This window comes from Mannheimia sp. USDA-ARS-USMARC-1261, assembly GCF_000521605.1.
In the GTDB taxonomy this organism is placed as follows: Bacteria; Pseudomonadota; Gammaproteobacteria; order Enterobacterales; family Pasteurellaceae; genus Mannheimia; species Mannheimia indoligenes.
In genome coordinates, this window is sequence record NZ_CP006942.1 from 326000 (window position 1) to 346479 (window position 20480).

General features: G+C 39.9%; 28 protein-coding genes. 11 read left to right on the top strand and 17 right to left on the bottom strand.

Features of this window, described 5'->3' with window-relative positions:
• Nucleotides 1-119: 119 nt before the first annotated feature.
• Entirely contained in the window at nt 120-1628 is a 1509-nt protein-coding gene (locus X781_RS01550; protein ID WP_025235237.1) for a sodium-dependent transporter, read from the top strand.
• The gene (locus X781_RS11925; protein WP_025235238.1) at nt 1628-1726 is read left to right on the top strand and encodes a methionine/alanine import family NSS transporter small subunit; all 99 of its coding nucleotides are present in this window, start codon (nt 1628-1630) and stop codon (nt 1724-1726) included. Before X781_RS01550 ends, X781_RS11925 begins: the two co-directional genes overlap by 1 nt.
• Before the next feature lie 49 nt (nt 1727-1775).
• On the opposite strand, the gene X781_RS01560 is transcribed toward X781_RS11925, so the two are convergent.
• Nucleotides 1776-2036 carry a GrxA family glutaredoxin gene (locus tag X781_RS01560; protein WP_025235239.1) on the bottom strand — a complete coding sequence of 87 codons (261 nt, stop codon included), beginning with the start codon at nt 2034-2036 and terminating at the stop codon, nt 1776-1778.
• Between the two features lie 138 nt (nt 2037-2174).
• On the opposite strand from X781_RS01560, the gene srmB reads away from it, so the two are divergent.
• Complete coding sequence (gene srmB / locus X781_RS01565; RefSeq protein ID WP_025235240.1) at nt 2175-3509, top strand: ATP-dependent RNA helicase SrmB; 1335 nt, start codon at nt 2175-2177, stop codon at nt 3507-3509.
• Nucleotides 3510-3578: 69 nt separating this feature from the next.
• Here the strand turns inward: srmB and X781_RS01570 are convergent, their stop codons facing one another.
• The 4 genes from X781_RS01570 to X781_RS01585 form a co-directional block, all read right to left on the bottom strand.
• Nucleotides 3579-3872 carry a YfcZ/YiiS family protein gene (locus X781_RS01570; RefSeq protein WP_025235241.1) on the bottom strand — a complete coding sequence of 98 codons (294 nt, stop codon included), beginning with the start codon at nt 3870-3872 and terminating at the stop codon, nt 3579-3581.
• Between the two features lies 1 nt (nt 3873).
• Complete coding sequence (locus X781_RS01575; RefSeq protein WP_025235242.1) at nt 3874-4914, bottom strand: LLM class flavin-dependent oxidoreductase; 1041 nt, start codon at nt 4912-4914, stop codon at nt 3874-3876.
• Between the two features lie 96 nt (nt 4915-5010).
• Nucleotides 5011-5649, bottom strand: a complete 639-nt coding sequence (gene dsbA, locus X781_RS01580) for a thiol:disulfide interchange protein DsbA (protein ID WP_025235243.1) — start codon at nt 5647-5649, stop codon at nt 5011-5013.
• A gap of 63 nt (nt 5650-5712) precedes the next feature.
• Nucleotides 5713-5982, bottom strand: coding sequence for a YihD family protein (locus X781_RS01585; RefSeq protein ID WP_025235244.1), 270 nt, complete (start codon nt 5980-5982; stop codon nt 5713-5715).
• 150 nt (nt 5983-6132) lie between these two features.
• Here X781_RS01585 and mobA point away from each other — a divergent pair, with 150 nt between their 5' ends.
• A complete protein-coding gene (mobA, locus tag X781_RS01590) occupies nt 6133-7152 on the top strand; it encodes a molybdenum cofactor guanylyltransferase MobA (RefSeq protein ID WP_051411638.1) in 1020 nt (339 codons plus the stop codon).
• Between the two features lie 44 nt (nt 7153-7196).
• On the opposite strand, the gene fbp is transcribed toward mobA, so the two are convergent.
• Nucleotides 7197-8201: a class 1 fructose-bisphosphatase gene (gene fbp, locus X781_RS01595; protein ID WP_025235246.1), complete on the bottom strand. Its 1005-nt coding sequence runs from the start codon at nt 8199-8201 to the stop codon at nt 7197-7199.
• Nucleotides 8202-8348: 147 nt separating this feature from the next.
• Here fbp and X781_RS01600 point away from each other — a divergent pair, with 147 nt between their 5' ends.
• From X781_RS01600 to X781_RS01620, 5 genes are all read left to right on the top strand, one after another.
• Entirely contained in the window at nt 8349-9122 is a 774-nt protein-coding gene (locus X781_RS01600) for a D-hexose-6-phosphate mutarotase (protein ID WP_025235247.1), read from the top strand.
• A gap of 126 nt (nt 9123-9248) precedes the next feature.
• Nucleotides 9249-10199: a beta-ketoacyl-ACP synthase III gene (locus X781_RS01605; protein WP_025235248.1), complete on the top strand. Its 951-nt coding sequence runs from the start codon at nt 9249-9251 to the stop codon at nt 10197-10199.
• A 9-nt stretch (nt 10200-10208) separates the two neighbouring features.
• Nucleotides 10209-10958 (top strand): tRNA (guanosine(46)-N7)-methyltransferase TrmB, encoded by a 750-nt coding sequence (gene trmB / locus X781_RS01610; protein WP_025235249.1) that lies wholly within the window; start codon nt 10209-10211, stop codon nt 10956-10958.
• Nucleotides 10959-10989: 31 nt separating this feature from the next.
• Nucleotides 10990-11331, top strand: a complete 342-nt coding sequence (locus X781_RS01615; protein ID WP_025235250.1) for a YggL family protein — start codon at nt 10990-10992, stop codon at nt 11329-11331.
• A 107-nt stretch (nt 11332-11438) separates the two neighbouring features.
• Nucleotides 11439-11972, top strand: a complete 534-nt coding sequence (locus X781_RS01620; RefSeq protein WP_025235251.1) for a YggT family protein — start codon at nt 11439-11441, stop codon at nt 11970-11972.
• 55 nt (nt 11973-12027) lie between these two features.
• Here X781_RS01620 and X781_RS01625 read toward each other — a convergent pair whose 3' ends face one another.
• The 5 genes from X781_RS01625 to X781_RS01645 all read right to left on the bottom strand — a co-directional run bounded on the left by X781_RS01625 (nt 12028) and on the right by X781_RS01645 (nt 15018).
• Nucleotides 12028-12780, bottom strand: coding sequence for an amino acid ABC transporter ATP-binding protein (locus X781_RS01625; protein WP_025235252.1), 753 nt, complete (start codon nt 12778-12780; stop codon nt 12028-12030).
• A 9-nt stretch (nt 12781-12789) separates the two neighbouring features.
• Nucleotides 12790-13506 (bottom strand): amino acid ABC transporter permease, encoded by a 717-nt coding sequence (locus X781_RS01630; RefSeq protein ID WP_025235253.1) that lies wholly within the window; start codon nt 13504-13506, stop codon nt 12790-12792.
• A 99-nt stretch (nt 13507-13605) separates the two neighbouring features.
• Nucleotides 13606-14379 carry an amino acid ABC transporter substrate-binding protein gene (locus tag X781_RS01635; protein ID WP_025235254.1) on the bottom strand — a complete coding sequence of 258 codons (774 nt, stop codon included), beginning with the start codon at nt 14377-14379 and terminating at the stop codon, nt 13606-13608.
• 228 nt (nt 14380-14607) lie between these two features.
• Entirely contained in the window at nt 14608-14733 is a 126-nt protein-coding gene (gene ykgO, locus X781_RS01640) for a type B 50S ribosomal protein L36 (RefSeq protein WP_025218041.1), read from the bottom strand.
• A 12-nt stretch (nt 14734-14745) separates the two neighbouring features.
• Nucleotides 14746-15018: a type B 50S ribosomal protein L31 gene (locus X781_RS01645; protein ID WP_025235255.1), complete on the bottom strand. Its 273-nt coding sequence runs from the start codon at nt 15016-15018 to the stop codon at nt 14746-14748.
• A gap of 194 nt (nt 15019-15212) precedes the next feature.
• Between X781_RS01645 and rpe the strand changes: the two genes are divergently transcribed.
• Together rpe and acpP are read left to right on the top strand one after the other, a co-directional pair.
• Nucleotides 15213-15890 carry a ribulose-phosphate 3-epimerase gene (gene rpe, locus X781_RS01650; RefSeq protein WP_025235256.1) on the top strand — a complete coding sequence of 226 codons (678 nt, stop codon included), beginning with the start codon at nt 15213-15215 and terminating at the stop codon, nt 15888-15890.
• Nucleotides 15891-16086: 196 nt separating this feature from the next.
• A complete protein-coding gene (gene acpP / locus X781_RS01655; RefSeq protein WP_006249478.1) occupies nt 16087-16317 on the top strand; it encodes an acyl carrier protein in 231 nt (76 codons plus the stop codon).
• Between the two features lie 46 nt (nt 16318-16363).
• Here acpP and X781_RS01660 read toward each other — a convergent pair whose 3' ends face one another.
• The 6 genes from X781_RS01660 to surE form a co-directional block, all read right to left on the bottom strand.
• Entirely contained in the window at nt 16364-16927 is a 564-nt protein-coding gene (locus tag X781_RS01660; RefSeq protein ID WP_025235257.1) for a DNA-3-methyladenine glycosylase I, read from the bottom strand.
• Nucleotides 16928-17008: 81 nt separating this feature from the next.
• The gene (locus X781_RS01665; protein ID WP_025235258.1) at nt 17009-18286 is read right to left on the bottom strand and encodes a peptidoglycan DD-metalloendopeptidase family protein; all 1278 of its coding nucleotides are present in this window, start codon (nt 18284-18286) and stop codon (nt 17009-17011) included.
• A gap of 18 nt (nt 18287-18304) precedes the next feature.
• Entirely contained in the window at nt 18305-18508 is a 204-nt protein-coding gene (locus X781_RS01670) for a hypothetical protein (protein WP_025235259.1), read from the bottom strand.
• Between the two features lie 12 nt (nt 18509-18520).
• A complete protein-coding gene (locus X781_RS01675) occupies nt 18521-19018 on the bottom strand; it encodes a LysM peptidoglycan-binding domain-containing protein (RefSeq protein ID WP_025235260.1) in 498 nt (165 codons plus the stop codon).
• A 19-nt stretch (nt 19019-19037) separates the two neighbouring features.
• Nucleotides 19038-19622, bottom strand: a complete 585-nt coding sequence (locus X781_RS01680; RefSeq protein WP_025235261.1) for a YqaA family protein — start codon at nt 19620-19622, stop codon at nt 19038-19040.
• A complete protein-coding gene (surE, locus tag X781_RS01685) occupies nt 19609-20397 on the bottom strand; it encodes a 5'/3'-nucleotidase SurE (protein ID WP_025235262.1) in 789 nt (262 codons plus the stop codon). The genes X781_RS01680 and surE overlap by 14 nt, the downstream gene beginning before the upstream one ends.
• Nucleotides 20398-20480: the final 83 nt, after the last annotated feature.

Below are 20480 nucleotides of genomic sequence, written 5' to 3' on the forward strand. Positions count from 1 at the left end.
TTCTACTTTACTTTTATTTGGTATTTCGGCATATTTCGTTTTCAAAATGTGAATAATCACATTTCATACAATTTAAAGTCATTTTTTATATAAACTGTTACAAGTTTGAGGTATTTACTGTGTCTATTCAATCATCAACAGCTCCACAAAGAGAAACCTTTGCCGGTCGTGGGGCATTTATTATGGCAGCTATTGGCTCGGCTGTCGGCTTAGGAAACATCTGGCGTTTCCCTTATACGACTTATGAAAACGGTGGTGGAGCATTTATTCTGCCATACATCATTGCATTATTGACCGCAGGTTTACCGTTGCTATTCTTAGATTATGCTATCGGGCACAAATATCGTGGTGGTGCACCGCTTTCTTTTCGCCGTTTCAGCCCTAAATTTGAAACTTTCGGCTGGTGGCAGGTATTAATCAACGTAATTATCGGTATCTACTACGCCGTTGTATTAGGCTGGGCGGCAAGCTATACCTATTTCTCGCTTAACAGTGCTTGGGGTGATAAACCTGTTGATTTCTTTGTTGGCGAGTTCTTAAAAATGGGCGACATCACACAAGGTGTTAGCTTTGAATTTGTAGGGGCGGTAACCGGTCCATTAGTTGCAGTTTGGTTAGTAGCTATTGCTGTATTAGCTTTAGGGATCAAAAAAGGAATTTCAGCGGCTTCTAATATCTTAATGCCATTATTGGTTGTGATGTTCTTAATCTTGGTAGGCTATTCTTTAACTCTGCCGGGAGCCGCAAAAGGCTTAGATGCGTTGTTTACACCAAACTGGGAAAAACTAACTGACCCAAGTGTGTGGATTGCCGCTTACGGTCAAATCTTCTTCTCACTCTCAATCTGCTTTGGGATTATGATTACTTATGCTTCATACCTCAAGCCAAAAACAGATTTAACCGGTTCAGGTTTAGTGGTTGGCTTTGCCAACAGTGGCTTTGAATTATTAGCCGGTATTGGCGTATTTGCAGCACTTGGCTTTATGGCAACTGCGGCAGGTCAAGAGGTTAATGAAGTAGCGAAAGGCGGTATCGGCTTAGCGTTCTTTGCTTTCCCAACTATCATTAACCAAGCCCCGATGGGAGCATTAGTAGGCGTATTATTCTTCGGATCATTAACCTTTGCAGCATTAACCTCATTTATTTCTGTTGTTGAAGTTATCGTATCAGCAGTGCAAGATAAATTGAATGCAGGACGTGTAAAAGCAACTTTACTGGTGGGTATTCCAATGATGGTTGTTTCAGTAATGTTGTTTGGTACAACCACAGGCTTACCAATGCTTGATGTAATGGATAAATTCGTGAACCAATTCGGCATTGTGGCAGTGGCGTTCGTATCATTAGTTGTGATTGTAACCAGTGAAAAACTCAGTACGTTAGAAAGACATATTAACGAAGTTTCTTCATTTAAAGTTGGCTTTATCTGGCGTTTATGTATCGTAATTACCGCAGGTGTGCTTGCATTTATGTTATTCAGTGAGATTGCGAAAGTATATCGTGAGGGCTATGAAGGCTACCCAAGCTGGTTTGTAAACACCTTCGGTTGGGGTATGGCAATTGGCTTAGCGGTTGTGGCTTACCTACTTTCAAAACTCGCGTGGAAAAATGAACCAAAAGGAGAACTATAATGAGTACAGCAGCAATTATTACAATGGTGGTTGCAATGGCAATCATCTGGGGAGGCTTAATTTTCGCAATTAAAAGCTTACCGAAAGAAGAGCAATAATTTGCAAAAATAATTAAAAAAATGACCGCTTACAAGCGGTCATTTTTTACTAAACAATGCCAAATTTTTCTTTCACAAAGGCTTGGAAATCAGTACAGCCGCCAACGTGAACATTATCAACAAAAATTTGTGGCACGGTTGCAACAGGTTTGCCAACACGTGGTTCTAAATCTTCTTTTGATAAACCTTCTGCGATCATATCAATAAATTTAAAATCAAAATCGTTTAATTCGGTTTTCATTTTTTCAGCTAATTGTTTTGCACGCACGCAGTACGGGCAAGATAAACGTCCGTAAATTTCAACAAACATCTTTTTTCCTCTATAAGTTGTTAATAACAAGCGGTTATATTTTAACAATTTTTTGCAAACCAAGCATAGCTTTATTCACCTCACGGCTTGGGCTTTAATATGATATACTTCTATCAAATTTATTGATGAGAAAAGAATATGTCCGAATTAATGACCTTTGAGGAGCTTGATTTAAGCCCCCAACTTCTAAAAGCCTTAGTAAAAAAGGGCTACAGCCGCCCAACAGCAATTCAACAAGCCACTATTCCAGCTGCCCTTGAAGGGCGTGATTTACTGGGTTCTGCTCCAACAGGCACAGGGAAAACTGCAGCATTCTTACTGCCGGCGATTCAACATTTATTAGACTACCCACGCCGTAAACCGGGAGCTCCACGTATTTTGGTACTTACACCTACTCGAGAGCTGGCAATGCAAGTGGCGGAGCAAGCAGAAGCGCTGGCACAATTTACCAACTTAAGTATTGCGACCATTACAGGTGGAGTGGCGTATCAAAATCACGGCGAAGTCTTTAACAGTAATCAAGATATTGTGGTAGCAACACCGGGTCGTTTGATGCAATATATCAAAGAAGAAAACTTTGATTGCCGAGCGGTTGAAGTGCTGATTTTTGACGAAGCAGACCGAATGTTACAAATGGGCTTTGGGCAAGATGCAGAGAAAATTGCGGCAGAAACCCGTTGGCGTAAACATACTTGGTTATTCTCAGCCACTCTTGAAGGGGAGTTGTTAGAGGATTTCTCTGAGCGATTATTAAATGACCCAATAAAAGTAGATGCAGAGCCAAGCCGCCGTGAGCGTAAGAAAATCCAACAATGGTATTATCACGCTGATAACGTGGAGCATAAAACCAAATTGTTGGCTCGCCTTATCGGAGAATTTTCAGTGGAAAAAGCAATTGTGTTCGTTCGTCGCCGTGAAGATGTGCGAGAGCTAAGCGATACACTTCGCAAACGTGGTTTGCGTTCTACTTACCTTGAAGGCGAAATGGCACAAACCCAACGTAATCAGGCGATTACCCGCTTAAAAGAGGGCGTTGTGAATGTTCTTGTTGCGACCGATGTGGCGGCTCGTGGTATCGACATTGACGATGTGGATTTCGTGATCAACTACGATTTGCCATATAGTGCCGACACTTACCTCCACCGCATCGGGCGAACTGCTCGTGCAGGCAAAAAAGGCTCAGCAGTTTCGCTAGTAGAAGCTCACGATTACAAGCTGCTCGGTAAAATCAAGCGTTATACGGAAGAAGCATTAAAGCCGCGTATTATCGAAGGCTTAGAACCTCGCACCAAAGCCCCGAAAGATGGCGAGTTGAATGTAACGAGCAAAAAAGAAAAAGCCCGCATTAAAAAGAAAAAAGAGGTGAAAAAAGAAGCGGCGAAGCAAAAAGTAAAAGTTCGCCATAAAGACACCAAAAATATCGGTAAACGCCGCAAGCCAAGCAGTGCATCGGCAGCGGTTAAACAGGCATAATGATACAAGCGGTTATTTTCTGAAGATTTTTTACAAAAAATTGATCAAAAATAACCGCTTGTTTTATATCTACCTTACTGCCATTTGAAATAAAATCACTTCCGCTTGGCAGCTAAAGGTTATCCACATTTTCATCAGAAAACCTTCTGCAATTTGTGTGATTTCACTTTGAATTTCACAAGGTTCGGTTTCTACCGATTTTGCTTTTTGTGTGAAAAATTCGACCGCTTGTTGAGCGATTTCTTCACTGTCATAAACTGCTTCAAAGGCAATTTGGCGGTCTGCGTTATCTAACATAGAGTCGCCTTTCAGCTTGCACATATTGTGTGCGTCAGCGGCTTTTTGTTGCATTGTTTTACTCATATTACACCCTATCTGAAATCTCTTTTAACCAGGTATAAGACTGATGTTGTTTTTGCTCATCGAAAATATAGCTTACTGCCATAATTTCATCAATTTCGATTCTCTCTTTTAACGTTTTGAGTTGTTGTTCAACACTCTCACGGCTGCCGATAAGTGAACACGCTGTCATTTGACTAACCACGGTTTTCTCTTGGTTGTACAACGCATTTTGTTGAAAAGCAACAGGTCCGAAATGCGGCACCATCTCAGCTTTCACAAAATTTTCCCAGACCTTTTCGTCAGACTCGACGGGTGGCTGCAAATTGTTCTGAGCGTTGGTTACTACATTTAAGAAAAACTGGGTTTGAGTAGTAGCAAGCTGTTCCGCCTCTTGATCGGTTTCAGCCACGATTGCATTCACACCTAAAATCACATAAGGTTTATCCAACACTTTAGACGGTTTGAAGTTTGAGCGGTAGATTCTCACCGCATCGTCCATAAAACGTGGGGCAAAATGCGAGGCAAAGGCATAAGGTAAGCCACGTTCTGCGGCTAAATACGCACTTTCGGGGCTAGATCCTAGAATATAAAACGGCACATTTAGCCCTTGTGCAGGGTAGGCAGATACAGGGTTTGTGCCCTCAAAATAGCCTTTTAGTTCGCTGATTTCATCGGGGAAAGGCAAACTTTGTGCATTACGGCGTAAAGCGGTGGCGGCACGCATATCAGTACCCGGTGCACGCCCAAGCCCTAGCTCTACACGGTTAGGGTAGAGCGTTTCAAGTGTGCCGTACTGTTCTGCCACAATGTAAGGGCTGTGGTTAGGCAGCATTACGCCACCTGATCCCACTCTTAATGTTTCAGTGTGAGAAAGTGCGTGCTGAATGAGTAATTGTGTTGCCGAGCTGGCAAGGTTTTTCATATTATGATGTTCTGCAATCCAATAGCGTTCAATGCCGATCTTTTCTGCGTGTTTTGCTAATTTCACCATAGAATCAACCGCTTGTTTAGCGGTTTGCCCTTCACGAATAGGCACAAGATTTAGAATGGATAATTTTGTCATAAGGCTTTCCAATTGAATGAGAGTGTAAAATAAAAAAATGCCGAATAGGATTTACCTACTCAGCATTGTAAAACCATACTCTCAATATGGGGACAATTATTTTTTACTCAAGAAGATAATTGCATCAACATAACGTTGAATGAAATCATTCGTTGATGAAGAATCTGCAAAGCCTTCTAAATTCAATTGGTATTGACCATTTACGAAAAATGCAGGCACGCCACGAATTTGGAAGTCTTCCGCTAATTGAACTTGTTTATTCACCAAGCCATTTACGGCAAAGCTGTTAATGCCGCTATCAAACTGTTCAGCCGTAATACCGTTTGCTAAAAATACCGCACGAATATCGCCCATTGATTTGAATGCATCTTTTTGTGCCCCTTCAAATAATGCAGTTTTTACTTTATCTTCAGCTCCTAATGCCATTGCTAATGCCCAAGCACGGGTTAAGTCTTCAGATTGGCGACCTAAGAAATTAACGTGATATTGCACTAATTTGGTGTCTTTTGGTAATTTTTCTTTAATTTGGCTTGGGATCTTGTAGCTTAATTCAAAATCATAGCAGTGCGGGCAGTAGAATGAGAAAAATTCCACCACTTCTTTTTGAGCCGATGGGGCTTTACGTACCTCAGTATATTCTTTCCCTGCGGTTGGATCAGCGGCGATTGCCGTTGAGTTAAATGCAAAAAGGGCAGAAAGTGCAACAAAAAACGTTTTTAATGCCAATTTTTTCATAATGATTCCTTCAAAAAATGTTGATAAATATAAGTGCTAAACCAGCTAACGGATAAGACAACCTTAATCGTTTAAAATTCCACGTGCACGCAATAAAGCGGTTTTAAAGTCATCTTCATAATCTTTTTTTATGCCCGGAATAGGCTCAAGCTTATCTGCGTTTCGCATTTTTAGCTGATAAATTAAGACCTCATCGCTCAAGGCTTTAAAATTATCAGGCTCGCCTACTTCAATCGAAAGTTGCTGCAAAATATCAATGAGGTGTAAGTCAGGATTTTTACGCCAATGTTCGCCAAGTAACTCTAATAATTCTTCCAAGCGTTTGCATTTCATTGTTTGCCCCTTAAAAAATCTTGTTGGAAATTAAGCGAAATAATATACTTTTGCTTTAGTTTTTGCAAAATTTTAAGGGATAAAGCTGTGAGTAAAATAATAGAAGAACGTATTTCAGCCGTGATTTTAGCCGGCGGTTTGGCTCGCCGAATGAATGGCGTGGAAAAAGGGTTGCAACTTTTTGATGGAAAACCGCTTATTTCACACATTTTAACCCGTCTTTCCCCACAAGTTAGCGACATTTGGCTGAATATAAACCGTTCTATTGAGCAATATCAGCAACTTTATCCTACAATCCCTTATTACCAAGATAGTCTGCCCGATTTTCAAGGTCCGCTAAGCGGAATGCTATCAGGCTTAGAGAGAATTGACAGCGACTATGTGCTCTTTGTGCCTTGTGATACACCTTTTATTCCAACGAAGTTATTGCAAAAATTACACATTGCCTTACGTATTAACAACGCTCAAATTGCCTATGTTCACGATGGCGAGCGACCACACCCAACATTTGCATTGGTTCATCATTCGGTAAAAGAGGAATTGAGCCACTATTTAGCTTCAGGCGAACGCCGTCTGCTTTGGTTTTTCCAATCACAAAAAAGTGTGGTGGTGGATTTTTCTGAACAAAAATCCGCATTCACGAACGTGAATACATTGGAAGATTTAAACCGAGTAAGCCAATTTCCGGTGAAAACCCTTGCGATTACAGGCTACAGCGGCACGGGCAAAACTACCTTATTGGAAAAATTAATCCCAAAATTGACCGCTTGTGGCATTCGGGTTGGCTTGATTAAGCACTCCCACCATAATGTTGATGTGGATAAAAAAGGCAAAGACAGCCACCGCTTGCGTGAAGCAGGAGCAAATCCGACAATGATTGTGTGCGATGAACGTTGGGCGTTAATGACAGAAACCAAACAAGCGGTCGAATTTTCTCAATTAATTGCAAAATTCAATCCGCAAGAGATCGATCTTGTTTTCGTGGAAGGCTTTAAACACGAAACTTTGCCGAAAATTCAGCTCCATCGCAAAGAGATTGAAAAGCCATTGCCGGAGCTTGATAAGTGGACGATTGCTACCGCAACAGATTATTTTCTTGAGCGAGAGAATTTACTTGATATTAATGATGTGGAACAAATTACTGAATTTATAAGAGGGTGGATTAGATAAAACTAAGGCGAACTTGATGTTCGCCTTTTGTTTCAGAGAGCGTTTTATTTTGCAAATTCTTGCATAAATTCGCCCGCTTGTTTCACCATTGAGCTTGAGCCAACAAAGAATGGCACACGTTGGTGTAACTCAGTTGGTTTAATATCCAAAATCGGATTAAAGCCGTCAGTTGCCATTCCACCTGCTTGTTCCGCTAAGAAGGCGATTGGGTTGCATTCATAGAGTAAACGTAATTTGCCTTTCGGGTAAACGGTTGAAGTTGGATAAATGTAGATCCCGCCTTTTAATAAATTGCGGTGGAAGTCAGATACTAACGAGCCGATATAACGTGATGAATATGGGCGTTTAGTGGCTTCGTCCGTTTCTTGGCAATATTTAATAAAGCGTTTTACCCCTTGAGGGAAGGTTACATATTGCCCTTCGTTGATGGAGTAATATTTTCCTTCTGTCGGCGTTTTGAGATCGGGGTGAGAAAGAATAAATAAGCCGAGTGATGGATCGTAAGTAAAGCCATTCACGCCATTACCTGTGGTGTAAACCAACATTGTTGATGAGCCATAAGTAACATAACCGGCAGCAACTTGTTTACGCCCTTCTTGCAAGAAATCTTCTTTGGTTACAGGCGTACCAATTGGCGAAACACGGCGGTAGATCGAGAAGATCGTACCAACAGATACATTCACTTCAATGTTAGACGAACCATCAAGCGGATCCGTCATTAAAATATATTTTGCGTTGCGACCACGTTCCGTGTCAAATGCAACAAAGTCATCATCTTCTTCTGAAGCGAAACCTGCTACGTCCTCACGGGCTAATAAGGCTTTTTTCATTGTTTCATTTGCGAAAACATCAAGCTTCATTTGAGCTTCGCCTTGCACGTTTTCAGAGCCTGCTGTGCCTAAAATATCTTGGCTTAAGCCCGCACGGTTAATTTCACGATGAATAATTTTTGCAGCTAAACGAATTGATGACAAAATACCACTTAATTCACCTTTCGCTCCAGGGTATTCGGCTTGTTTTTCAATAATAAATTCGCCGAGCGTTTTCATAGTTTTCTCCTTATCTATGTTAGAATATTAACTATTATAACGACTACCTAAAAGAGGTAGAAAATTAATGCTTAGTTTTGTGATCTCATTCACATTTTTGTTGCTTTTCAATCATTTCACTCATTTCACTCATCAAAGGAATATATTATGAACTTGAGCAATGAATTAAAATTAACCAAATATAATGAATTAGACGTGCTGGAAGTAAATCATAGTAAAGTCAAAGCCAAAATTGCATTACAAGGAGCACAATTACTAAGTTGGCAGCCACATAATGCAAAGCAAGATGTATTGTGGTTAAGTGAGATTGAGCCTTTTAAAGTAGGCACGGCTATTCGGGGCGGTGTGCCGATTTGTTACCCTTGGTTTGGACCGGTAAAAGAACCTGCTCACGGTACGGCACGTATTCGAGAGTGGAATTTAGTTGAACATTCTTGTTCTAGTGAAAACGTTCGTTTAGTGTTCACTTTAGCACAGGAAGCCAGAATGGAGATGATTTTAGGCGAAACTTGCGAGCTACACTTTACCCATTTAGCCCAAGAGCCGGCACAGCTTGCATTACATACTTATTTTAATGTGGGCGATATTGAAAAAGTGGAAGTGCAAGGTTTGCCAATCCGTTGTTTTGATAAATTAACTAATCAAAACGTTGAAGTGCCGTCTCCTCGCCGGATAGATCAAAACATAGACTGTATTTATGCGGCGAACCCAACGAATATCATTCAAGATTTCGCTTACCAAAGAGCCATTGTGATTGAACATCGTAATGCAACAGAAACGGTTTTATGGAACCCTTGGCATAAGCCAACAGGCAGAATGAGCGAAAATGCTTATCAGAAAATGGTTTGTGTTGAAACTGCTCGTTTGAACACTTTACTCCAGCCACAGGAAGTCGTGAGTGTCAAAATTGCGGTTCAATAAATTTACAAGCGGTTGTTTTTAGTAAAAAATTTACCAAAAACAACCGCTTGTAAAGTCTATAAATTTCTTTATTTTCAAGCTATAATAACGGATTACTATTTTAATCGATTGAGAATAATCAAAAATATGAACAGCAAAATTTTAGCAACGGGAAGTTATTTACCAAGTCAGGTGCGTACCAATGCTGATTTAGAAAAAATGGTGGACACCTCTGATGAATGGATTGTTACTCGCTCGGGCATTCGTGAACGCCGTATTGCAAGAGCTGATGAAACCGTTGCTACAATGGGAGCAAAAGCGGCTCAACAAGCCTTAGAAATGGCAAAAATTGACGCTAATGAAATTGGTTTAATCGTGGTTGGCACAACTACCAATTCCCACGCTTATCCAAGTGCGGCTTGCCAAATTCAAGGCTTGCTCAATATTCAAGATGCTATTGCATTTGATGTGGCAGCTGCTTGCACGGGCTTTGTGTATGCGTTAAGTGTTGCCGATCAATTTGTGCGTAACGGGCAAGTGAAAAAAGCGTTAGTGATTGGTTCAGACATCAACTCCAGAATGTTAGACGAAACTGACCGCAGTACAGTTGTGTTATTTGGCGATGGAGCGGGTGCAGTTATTTTAGAAGCCAGCGAGGAGCAAGGGATTATTTCAACGCACTTACACGCTTCGCCGGATTTGGACAATAATCTTACCTTAAAAGGTCAAAAGCGTGGTGAAGAGCGTTCCGGCTTTATTGAAATGCAGGGCAACGCAACTTTCAAAATTGCAGTGAACCAACTTTCAAGCGTGGTAGAAGAAACGTTAGAAGCAAATAATTTACAAAAATCAGATCTTGATTGGCTCATTCCACATCAAGCAAATTTACGTATTATCACTGCAACGGCGAAAAAATTAGAGATGGAAATGGACCAAGTGGTAGTAACCCTTGATAAATATGCCAACACCAGTGCGGCGACGGTGCCGGTAGCTCTTGATGAAGCGGTACGTGATGGTCGTGTAAAACGTGGTCAATTATTACTTCTCGAGGCTTTCGGCGGCGGCTGGACTTGGGGTTCTGCATTAGTGAAGTTTTAAGGCGAGAAAATGTCAGAAAAACAAACCTTTGCAGATAAAAAACGTAAAACGGTTGAGCAAGCTGAATTTACCGAAGATGGTCGTTATTTAAGAAAAGTGCGTAGTTTCGTATTGCGTACCGGTCGCTTAAGCGATTATCAACGTGATATGATGAACAACAACTGGGCAAATTTAGGGCTAGATTATCAACCAATCCCCTTTAATTTTGAACAGATTTTCGGCAACAATAACCCCATTGTGCTAGAAATTGGTTTTGGAATGGGGAAATCGCTGGTTGAAATGGCGGAACAAAACCCAAATCGCAATTACATCGGCATAGAAGTTCACACACCGGGTGTTGGAGCTTGTATTGCTTATGCGTTAGAAAAAGGCGTGAAAAATCTGAGAGTGATTTGCCACGATGCAACGGAAATTCTGCGAGATAGTGTCGCAGATAGCTCATTAGGTGGTTTACAGCTCTATTTCCCAGACCCTTGGCAGAAAGCAAAACACCACAAACGTCGTATTGTTCAGCCTGAATTTATCACAAGAGTGATTGAAAAATTAAGCCCAAACGGCTTTATTCATTTTGCAACCGATTGGGAAAATTACTCAGAGCATATGCTTGAAGTGTTACGCCAATTTGAGGATAAATTGCAAAATACATCACCGACCAATGATTTTATTCCACGCCCGGATTTTCGCCCTTTAACCAAATTTGAAGAAAGAGGGCACAAGCTAGGACATGGTGTGTGGGATCTATATTTTGTTAAAAAATAAGTAACAGTTTACTTAATAGAGGAGAGAAAAAATGGCAGTTCAACGTAATGCTCGTCAGCGTAAAAAAATGCACTTAGGTGAATACCAAGAGTTAGGTTTTTTAATCAAATTTAGTTTTGCTGAAAACACAGGTATCGACCAAATCGATGAAACAGTTGATCGTTTCATTGATGAAGTGATCAAACCAAACGGTTTAGCGTTAGAAGCAAACGGCTACTTAAATTGGGAAGGTTTAGTTTGCTTAGAAAAATTAGGCAAATGTGATGAATCTCACCGTCAATTAGTGAAAACTTGGTTAGAAAACAACGGGTTACAAAATGTACAAGTAAGCGAGTTGTTCGATATTTGGTGGGATTACCCAGCACAAGTTTAATTGATTTACACTGATACAAGCGGTCATATTTTTCTGAAAATTTGCAAATTTTTTCGTAAAAACGACCGCTTGTTTTTTTAATTTCAAGTAATAAAAGAGAGAAATAAATGGAATTTTTAGCCCCTGTTATTTCGTTAGTTGTTGGCTTTTTCAATTTTGTGCTGGTACTCAGAACGTGGCTACAATTTTGTCGAGTTGATCCACGTTTGCCTATTTCGCAAACCTTGCTCAAAATTACAGAGCCTTTGGTTGCCCCTGTTGGTAAATTAATTCCAACGGTTAAAAATATCTGCTTTCCTGCACTTTTGATTGCTGCGGCATTAGTTACTTTGCAATTTATCTTCTTTGGACTGGATTTGCCTCGTGCCGTATTAATCGGTTTATTAAGTTTAGTAAAAACCTTCGGACAAATTCTCTTTTTCACCACCTTAATTCGTGCATTGATGAGTTGGGTTACACAGGGTAACCACCCACTTGATTATACTGTTGCTCAAATTACTGAACCGGTGTTAGGTTTTATCCGCAAACTACTTCCAAGAACAGGAATGTTAGATTTCTCGGTAATGGTATTAGGCTTTGGACTATTGCTATTAAACAGCTTGTTTTACCAAATTTTTGGTGGGCTGTGGGCTGCGGCTTAATTAAGCAATAGAAATAAAATCGGCTCCTTAGGTTAATTAAGGAGCCGATTTTTTATTATCCATCAGCCCGAATTTGATGTAGGAAACGTTTTGTTCGTTCGTGTTGTGGGTTTTTAAAGAGTTGTTGTGGTGAGCCTTGTTCTACAATTTCCCCACCGTCCATTACAACTACAATATCGGCGACATCAAGGGCGAATTTGATTTCGTGAGTAACCACCACCATCGTCCACCCTTCGTTGGCGAGCTCTTTCATTGTATTTAATACATCTTGTACTAATTCAGGGTCAAGAGCTGAGGTCGGTTCATCAAATAGCATTAAATCTGGCTGAATTGCTAGAGCTCTTGCAATGCCAACTCGCTGTTGCTGTCCGCCCGACAGTTGGAATGGATAGAGATCGGCTTTATCTGATAATCCCACTTTTGCAAGCAAGCGTTTTGCATTTTCTTTAGCAATTTCGACCGCTTGTTGCTGCACAAATACAGGTCCTTCCATCACATTTTCCAATGCCGTTTTGTGTGGAAAGAGGTTATAGTTTTGGAACACCATACCTGATTTACGACGGAGTGCTAAAATATCTTTTTTACTTGGTTTTGCAGCAAAATCAATTATTAATGGAGCATTATCAGTAAACTCTAGCGTACCTTTTTCTGGCATTTCTAACGCATTCAAACAACGCAGAAAAGTGGTTTTGCCTGAACCGGATGGTCCTAGAATAACAACGACTTGCCCTTTTTGAATGTCTAAATCAATCCCTCGTAAAATTGTATTTTGTCCGAAGGTTTTGTGAATATTACGGATTTTTATCATTCTTTCCTCCTACTTCGCCACAAATCGGTTAAAGCGAACTTCAAGTCTTGCTTGAATTAAGAACAGTACCCAGCAGAAGCACCAGTAGATAATTGCTGCCTCAATATAAACCGGAAGGAAATCATAAGACATATTTGCCACCTGTTGTGCAACACGGAACATTTCAGTAACGGTTACGACAGAGGCTAGTGAGGTATCTTTGAACAATCCGATAAAGGTGTTGCTCAGTGGTGGTACTGCAACTCTAATGGCTTGTGGTGCAATGATACGGCGGAAAGTTTGCATATAAGTCATACCGATGGTATAGCCTGCTTCCCATTGTCCTTTGGGGACAGATAAAATTGAGGCACGAATAGTTTCAGAGCCATAAGCTCCAATATTTAGAGAGAAGCCAATAATCGCTGCCGGGATAGGATCAATGAAAATACCTACCGCAGGTAATCCGTAGAATACGATACAGATCTGCACCAGCATCGGTGTGCCACGAATAATTGATATGTAACCTTTTACAAATAGCAGCAACAAGCGGTGTAGAATGCTAGTTGATGGACTAATTCTTACTAACGCAACACTTACAGCAATCAACATACCAATAACAAAGGAGGCAATTGCCAATGGAATAGAGACTAAAAAGGCGGCTTTTACCATAGGCAAGAAGCCACTTAACACCAAATCCACTCGGGCTTGGGTCATAAAGGGAATAGAAAGTAGTAGATCGTTTAACATCTAAAAACCTAAAATCTCCCTTACTTTTGAAATAGTAGGGAGATTAAACTTAAAAAAACAAAAGGGGCGAAGTCGCCCCTCAGCCAAATCCAATACGGATTATTGTACACTAATATTTTTACCGAAGAACTGTTCACCTAATTTTTTTAATGTACCATCTTCGCGTAATTGAACGATTGCTTGACTGATTTTTGCTAATGCTTCATCGTTACCTTTGTTTGCCACTAAACCTGCTCCCACTTTTTCTTCTTTTTCCCACACGATTTTCAAGCCTGAATTCAGATTCTTTTTCAAGTAATCTAATAGTGATAAGTGGCTATTGAAGGTTGCATCAGCTCGTTTTTGCTGAATTAATAGTAAGCCTTGTGCCATACCGTCGATTGGCACGATATCCGCACCGCTTTCACGTGCTAATTCGCCATAGTTAGAGCTTAATGTTTGTGCTGTTTTTACACCTTTTACATCAGCCGGGCTTTTGATTTTGGTTTCATCTTCACGCACTAATAATGCTGCACCGTCCCAGCTGTACGCTTCAGATTTATCAAATGTTGCACGGCGTTCCGGTGATGTTAAACCAACTTGGTTTGCCACTAAGTCAAAACGCTCACTTTTTAAACCAGCTAACATTGCGTCCCATTGTGTTTCTTTAAATTCAACTTTTACGCCGAGCTTTTCTGCTACCGCACGGGTTACTTCTACATCATAGCCTGTTAATTTACCGCTCTCATCGTGATAGGTATAAGGTGCGTAGGTTCCCTCTGTACCAACAGTAATTGTGCCTTTGTTATTGATACGCTCAAGTAAGCTCTCTTTCGCAAATGCAGAAACAGAAAGAGTAAGTGCTAATGCGGCAACTGATAATTTTTTCAACATAATAAGTTCCTTTTAATTGGTAAAATTTAGTATTTGCAAATTTAAAGGGAAAAATGACCGCTTGCAAATAACTAAATGGAATAAGCCATAAGGAAATGGTTTTATAGAATGAATTGTTTTATTGATAATGGAACTATGAGGGAAAATAGCAAATTAAGTGGATTATTGGGAACATTTAGTTATAAAAAATTAGCACCTTAATTGGAATGAATTAAGGTGCTATTCTTTTTAACGCTGACGAGCTTTAAATCTTGGATTGGTTTTGCAAATTACGTACAGTTTACCTTTACGTCTTACAATTTGACAATCAGGGTGGCGTGTTTTTGCCGATTTTAATGAATTTAAAATTTTCATTTTATGTCCTTCTTATTTTTTATTTGAAAGTGTTGCAGCAAAGCCTTTAAATCTATCTTTAAATTGACTTGCACGACCTTCATTATTCACTTCACGACGTTTACCTGTGTAAACCGGGTGCGATGCTGATGAGGTATCTAAGGTATAAAGTGGGTACTCTTTACCATCTTCCCATACCATTGTTTTATTCGTCGATGCACAAGAACGGATAACCCAGCCTTGTTGTACAGAGGCATCATAAAACAGTACTTCACGATAATTTTCAGGATGAATCCCTTTTTTCATATTTTCTCCAAAATTTGACAATAGGCTATTAACCATAATTATATTATGGAATATATGTTATACGAAATTTAATTTTTATTCCATAACTTTTTTATGGAATTTAAAGAAAAAGCTAATTTTTAGATCTAGATCTGATTTTCATTTTTAAAATTATGTTAATCTAACAACCATTTATTCATAAATTGTGAGGAAATATGAGCAAAAATCCTTATTTGATTGCCCCTTCGATTTTATCGGCAGATTTAGCTAGATTGGGTGATGATGTGAAAGATGTGCTAAAGGCTGGGGCGGATTTAATTCATTTTGATGTAATGGATAATCACTATGTGCCTAATTTAACCTTTGGACCGGCAATTTGCCAAGCATTACGAGATTATGGCATTCAATGTCCGATTGATGTGCATTTAATGGTAAAACCTGTTGAGCGTTTAATTCCTGATTTTGCTAAGGCAGGTGCCGATTACATTACTTTCCACCCGGAGGCAACAGAACATATTGATCGTAATTTACAACTTATTCGTGATTTAGGTTGTAAATCCGGCTTGGTATTCAATCCTGCAACGCCTTTGCACTATTTAGATTATGTGATGGATAAAGTTGATGTGATTTTATTGATGTCGGTAAATCCGGGCTTTGGTGGGCAATCTTTTATTCCATCCACTTTAGACAAGCTACGTGAAGTTCGAAAACGCATTGATGACAGCGGTTACAACATTCGTTTGGAAGTGGATGGTGGTGTAAAAATCAATAATATTGCCGAAATTGCTGCTGCCGGTGCAGATATGTTTGTAGCAGGTTCTGCGATTTTTGACCAGCCTGATTATAAAACTGTCATTGAGCAAATGAGAGCTGAATTAGCGAAAGTTCGTTAATCAGATCCGGAAATTTGAACTATCTCTATAGATTAAAGACAAACATAATGATAGAATGGTAGAACAGATACAGTTTTATTCTTGTGTATTGGAATAGTCTGGTTTGACCTTTCTATAAAAAGGTTGTATCTAAAATTATTTCGATTACACTAATTAACTCTCGCACTTATGCGATATTCACTATAGGAAAAACAAAATGAGCATTGAAGAACGCGTAAAAAAAATCATTGTTGATCAACTTGGCGCGAAAGCAGAAGACGTTAAACCGGAAGCTTCTTTCATTGAAGATTTAGGTGCTGACTCTTTAGATACCGTTGAATTAGTAATGGCTTTAGAAGAAGAATTCGATATCGAAATTCCAGATGAAGAAGCTGAAAAAATTACTACAGTTCAATCAGCAATTGATTACGTTCAAAACAATCAATAATTAGGATTGAGATTAGGCGACCACTGGTCGCCTAATTTTTTTATCGCTATTTCGTTTTACAGATGCAATTATTCAAGTGGTCATCAACCAGTCCCATTGATTGCATAAAAGCGTAACAAGTCGTTTCACCCACAAAAACAAATCCTTTCTTTTTTAACGCCTTAGACATAGCCTTTGAAGTATCTGTTTTAGCCGGAACAGTTTGAAGCGAGGGTACATCATTAATTTGTGGTTGATGGTTCACAAATCCCCAAATAAATGTACTAAAATCTTCGTCTTTTTCCTGCATTGCAAGATAAGCTTTTGCATTTTTTATAATGGCTTCTAATTTTGCTCTGTGGCGGATTAAACCGGCATTTTGCATTAGTTGATCGAGATCTCTTTCTGTCATCTGAGCAATTTTTACAGGATCAAACTGATGAAATGCTTGACGATAAGCTTCTCGCTTTTTCAGTACAGTAATCCACGAAAGCCCCGCTTGTTGTCCTTCAAGACAAATTTTCTCAAATAGCTTGATGCTATTGAATTCAGGTTTTCCCCACTCTTCATCGTGATATTTCACGTAAAGTTCGCTCTCACCGCACCAATCGCAGCGTGTAGTTTTGCTCATTTGTAAAATTCCTATAAAAAATAACCGCTTGTTCCTAATATAAGATGAAACAAGCGGTCAAATTACGCTAAAAGTTTACCATTATTTTCTTGGTAAATAACGAGCAGGATCGACAGATTTCCCTTTGTAACGAATTTCAAAGTGAAGCTTGTTGGTGTTTGTACCGGTACTACCTAAAGTACCAATCTTCTGACCGGCTTTAACTGTATCTTGCTCATCAACATCAATGGTATTGTTATGTGCATAAGCACTTAAGAAGTCATCGGTATGTTTGATGATAATTAAGTTACCATAACCTTGTAGGGCATTACCTGCATATACAACTTTACCTGCTGCCGCTGCACGCACGTCTTGCCCTTTCGAGCCCGCGATATCTAAACCTTTATTGCCACCTTCTGCTGATGAGAAGCCTGAAATAACACGTCCATTGGTTGGCCATTGCCATTTAATTGATGAAGTAGGAGCTACCGTTGTATTTGAGGCAGACGATGGACTTTCAGAGGCGGTTGTCGCTCGAATAGTCGAAGTTGTACGATTTTCTACTTGGTTTGCATTACCTACAGAAGCTGTTACAGCTGATACTGTTCCTGCTGTTGCTCGAATGCCATTATTAGAAACGGGTACTTCTGTATTACCTGTTCCCGCTTTCACCGGACCTGTAATGTTACCATCAGAAGCGTAAGTTGTACCATTTGCACCTTGTTGATAAGTAATTTGTGGCTCAACCGGTACGGTTACTTTTTCCTCAACGGTAATAGTTTCTGTAGCTGATTTACCGGTCTTAATTTGTTGCCCTACATTTAATTGATAAGGCTCACTCATATTGTTAAGAGCGGCGATTTCTTTTACATCTTTGCCCACAATATAAGCAATTAAAAACATCGTATCGCCTTTGCGAACCGTGTAAGTTGAACCATCATAGAAGCCTTTTTGAATTTGGTTATACATCGGAGCATTGTTAGCATCACGCGGAATCTCAAAATTCTGATCGACTTTTTTCTCTACCGTTTTTGTTTTTTTTACAATTTTAGTCGTAGTCGTCGGCTGTGGCGGTTGTTCTGTAATCACAGGATTAGTGATAACAGGCTGCGGCACATTTGCAACCGGCTGAGGTGTAGAAACAGGCTGCGGAATAGTTTGCACCGGTGTGTTCATTGAGCTTGGCATTGGAGCTGACTGAATATCAGACTGCCAACCACCGCTTGAATTTATTGCTCCCATATTACTATTTACAGGCTGCATCACACCTGGACTAAGCTCATTATTGCCCGAAGCATTAACCACCGGTGCAGGATTGTTCGAGGAACAAGCAGCTAAAATAGCGGAAACTAAAGGTAAAAGTATAAATTGTTTTTTCATTAAATGATTATCCTAAAATTATTTCATTGTATCAGGCATAGACGTCGATTTAATATCGGACGGTAAGCTGTAACTCCCTTGACTTGCTCCAGAACCGGCAACAGGCTCTAATGTGCCTGAAGGTAAGAGGTTCGGATCATCAACGTTGTCCTGTTTAGAGCTTGTTCCACAAGCGGTCAAAAATGCACAAGAAATTGCAAATGTTAAAAATGATTTTTTCACTCAATCCGCCTATTAACGCACACGCAGTACTTGACCAACTTTTAGGGCAGAATTTGCACTTAAGCCGTTTAAGTTAGCAATATGGCTCGCACTTGTGCCTGTTAAGTAGCCAATTAAATAAAGGGTATCACTTTTACCCACTGTGTAAGAGCTATCGGTATAGCAACCTTTGGTAATTTGTGCGTAAATTGGGGCATTATTGCCATCACGCACAACTTGGCAGTTGCCTACGTTTTCCATTTGAGCTCCATAGCTACCGCTTGAAACAGGCATTGGTGCAGGTGCGGCAGTAATAGGTTGTGGGGCTGAATATACAGGCTGTGCCGGCGGTACAGCAATGGGTTGATTCATAGAATCCGGCATTGGTGCAGTTTGAATACTATCCGCAGATTGCCAAGTTGCGTTGGCATCTGTGGTTTCCACGCTTGATGTACTAGACTCGCTTGAGTTACTTGAACAGCCTGCTAAAGCGAATGAGACAAGTGATAAAACAAAAAGTGATTTTTTCATTTTCTATTACCCTTAAAATTTAGTTCAATAATTTGTAAAGAAGATAAGCAACTACCGCAAGCACGATAGTTCCCCAACCAATTAATTCAATAGAGTGGCGAATTCTGACTTCATATTTTTTGCCTCCCCACGCAGACAGTTTTGCGACTAAAATAAAGCGGGCAAAACGAGAAATTGCAGCGGTTATTACAAATGGGAAAAATGCCATTTGTAGCACACCGGCACATATAGTAAATACTTTAAACGGAATTGGTGAGAATCCAGCTAAGAAGACAACTGCCACTCCCCAAGTTTCAAACCACGCTTTTGCTCTATCGAAGTTTGCCTGCATTCCCCAGTTGGCAATAACGCCTTGTACCCAATCGGTCGCATACAAACCGATAAAATAGCCGATAATACCGCCCAATACGGAGGCAACAGTGGTATAAAAAGCATATTTAAACGCATTTTCCGGTTTTGCCATCGACATCGGAATAAGCATTACATCAGGCGGAATTGGGAAGAAAATCGCCTCAATAAAACTGACTAAACTAAGCCAAAATGTCGCTAAACGGTGTTTTGACCATTCCATAGTTTTGTCATAAATTTTTTCAAACAGTTTCATTAAAAATGCCTTTTAAAGTTGCAATAGTTTTATGTGCAGTCATATCCACTTGGATTGGAGTAATAGATACACAATCTCGATTTAACGCATAAAAATCGGTGCCGTAACTTTCATCTATTGGATCGCCTGTTACGCCAATCCAATACACATCGGCATTGCGAGGATCTTTCTGTTTTACGATCTCAGCAGCGGTTGAGCGTTCTCCTAATCGGGTGATCATCGTGCCTTTTAGTTCTGTATAAGGTAAATTTGGCACATTCACGTTTAAAACGTGGTTTGGCGGAAACATTTGATTTTCCATTTTTACCAACAAATCTAACACAACTTGTGCTGCGGTATTAAAATGGTTTTCGCCATCTAAAAATGAGGAATGCTTACGTCCAACCAGCGAAACTGCAATACTTGGTAATGGTAAATGGCGACCTTCTAACGCGGCAGCTACCGTACCTGAGTAAACCACATCATCGCCTAAATTTGCACCGTGATTAATCCCCGAAACCACTAAATCAAATTTTTCCGCAAATTTACCGTCAAACAAGCCATTTAAGGCTAAATGGACACAATCTGCCGGTGTACCGGCGATTACCGCATAATTGTATTCATCAAAACGATGCACACGTAATGGATCGACCAAAGTTAAACAACTTGATGCTGCACTGCGGTTACGATCCGGAGCAATAATGGTTACAATATGCCCTGCATCTCGCAGTGCTTTGGCTAAGGTTTGAATGCCGACAGCGTGAAAACCATCGTCATTACTGATTAAAATTCTCATAATTTCCTTTAGATCTTACTGCTAAACAGATACTAAGTATAAAAGCATTCAATTCTAACAATTTTTCGACAATTTTTTTAGTC

Bases quoted from the DNA above. Each gene is read 5' to 3' on its own strand.
- trmB (WP_025235249.1), top strand. From the start codon at position 10,209: ATGTCAGAAAAACAAACCTTTGCAGATAAAAAACGTAAAACGGTTGAG.
- fbp (WP_025235246.1), bottom strand. From the start codon at position 8,201: ATGAAAACGCTCGGCGAATTTATTATTGAAAAACAAGCCGAATACCCT.
- srmB (WP_025235240.1), top strand. From the start codon at position 2,175: ATGTCCGAATTAATGACCTTTGAGGAGCTTGATTTAAGCCCCCAACTT.
- X781_RS01625 (WP_025235252.1), bottom strand. From the start codon at position 12,780: ATGATAAAAATCCGTAATATTCACAAAACCTTCGGACAAAATACAATT.
- surE (WP_025235262.1), bottom strand. From the start codon at position 20,397: ATGAGAATTTTAATCAGTAATGACGATGGTTTTCACGCTGTCGGCATT.
- X781_RS01605 (WP_025235248.1), top strand. From the start codon at position 9,249: ATGAACAGCAAAATTTTAGCAACGGGAAGTTATTTACCAAGTCAGGTG.
- X781_RS01575 (WP_025235242.1), bottom strand. From the start codon at position 4,914: ATGACAAAATTATCCATTCTAAATCTTGTGCCTATTCGTGAAGGGCAA.
- X781_RS01630 (WP_025235253.1), bottom strand. From the start codon at position 13,506: ATGTTAAACGATCTACTACTTTCTATTCCCTTTATGACCCAAGCCCGA.
- X781_RS01680 (WP_025235261.1), bottom strand. From the start codon at position 19,622: ATGAAACTGTTTGAAAAAATTTATGACAAAACTATGGAATGGTCAAAA.
- mobA (WP_051411638.1), top strand. From the start codon at position 6,133: ATGAATGGCGTGGAAAAAGGGTTGCAACTTTTTGATGGAAAACCGCTT.
- X781_RS01560 (WP_025235239.1), bottom strand. From the start codon at position 2,036: ATGTTTGTTGAAATTTACGGACGTTTATCTTGCCCGTACTGCGTGCGT.
- X781_RS11925 (WP_025235238.1), top strand. From the start codon at position 1,628: ATGAGTACAGCAGCAATTATTACAATGGTGGTTGCAATGGCAATCATC.
- dsbA (WP_025235243.1), bottom strand. From the start codon at position 5,649: ATGAAAAAATTGGCATTAAAAACGTTTTTTGTTGCACTTTCTGCCCTT.
- X781_RS01615 (WP_025235250.1), top strand. From the start codon at position 10,990: ATGGCAGTTCAACGTAATGCTCGTCAGCGTAAAAAAATGCACTTAGGT.
- X781_RS01635 (WP_025235254.1), bottom strand. From the start codon at position 14,379: ATGTTGAAAAAATTATCAGTTGCCGCATTAGCACTTACTCTTTCTGTT.
- X781_RS01645 (WP_025235255.1), bottom strand. From the start codon at position 15,018: ATGAAAAAAGGGATTCATCCTGAAAATTATCGTGAAGTACTGTTTTAT.
- X781_RS01585 (WP_025235244.1), bottom strand. From the start codon at position 5,982: ATGAAATGCAAACGCTTGGAAGAATTATTAGAGTTACTTGGCGAACAT.
- X781_RS01600 (WP_025235247.1), top strand. From the start codon at position 8,349: ATGAACTTGAGCAATGAATTAAAATTAACCAAATATAATGAATTAGAC.
- ykgO (WP_025218041.1), bottom strand. From the start codon at position 14,733: ATGAAAATTTTAAATTCATTAAAATCGGCAAAAACACGCCACCCTGAT.
- acpP (WP_006249478.1), top strand. From the start codon at position 16,087: ATGAGCATTGAAGAACGCGTAAAAAAAATCATTGTTGATCAACTTGGC.
- rpe (WP_025235256.1), top strand. From the start codon at position 15,213: ATGAGCAAAAATCCTTATTTGATTGCCCCTTCGATTTTATCGGCAGAT.
- X781_RS01665 (WP_025235258.1), bottom strand. From the start codon at position 18,286: ATGAAAAAACAATTTATACTTTTACCTTTAGTTTCCGCTATTTTAGCT.
- X781_RS01675 (WP_025235260.1), bottom strand. From the start codon at position 19,018: ATGAAAAAATCACTTTTTGTTTTATCACTTGTCTCATTCGCTTTAGCA.
- X781_RS01660 (WP_025235257.1), bottom strand. From the start codon at position 16,927: ATGAGCAAAACTACACGCTGCGATTGGTGCGGTGAGAGCGAACTTTAC.
- X781_RS01620 (WP_025235251.1), top strand. From the start codon at position 11,439: ATGGAATTTTTAGCCCCTGTTATTTCGTTAGTTGTTGGCTTTTTCAAT.
- X781_RS01570 (WP_025235241.1), bottom strand. From the start codon at position 3,872: ATGAGTAAAACAATGCAACAAAAAGCCGCTGACGCACACAATATGTGC.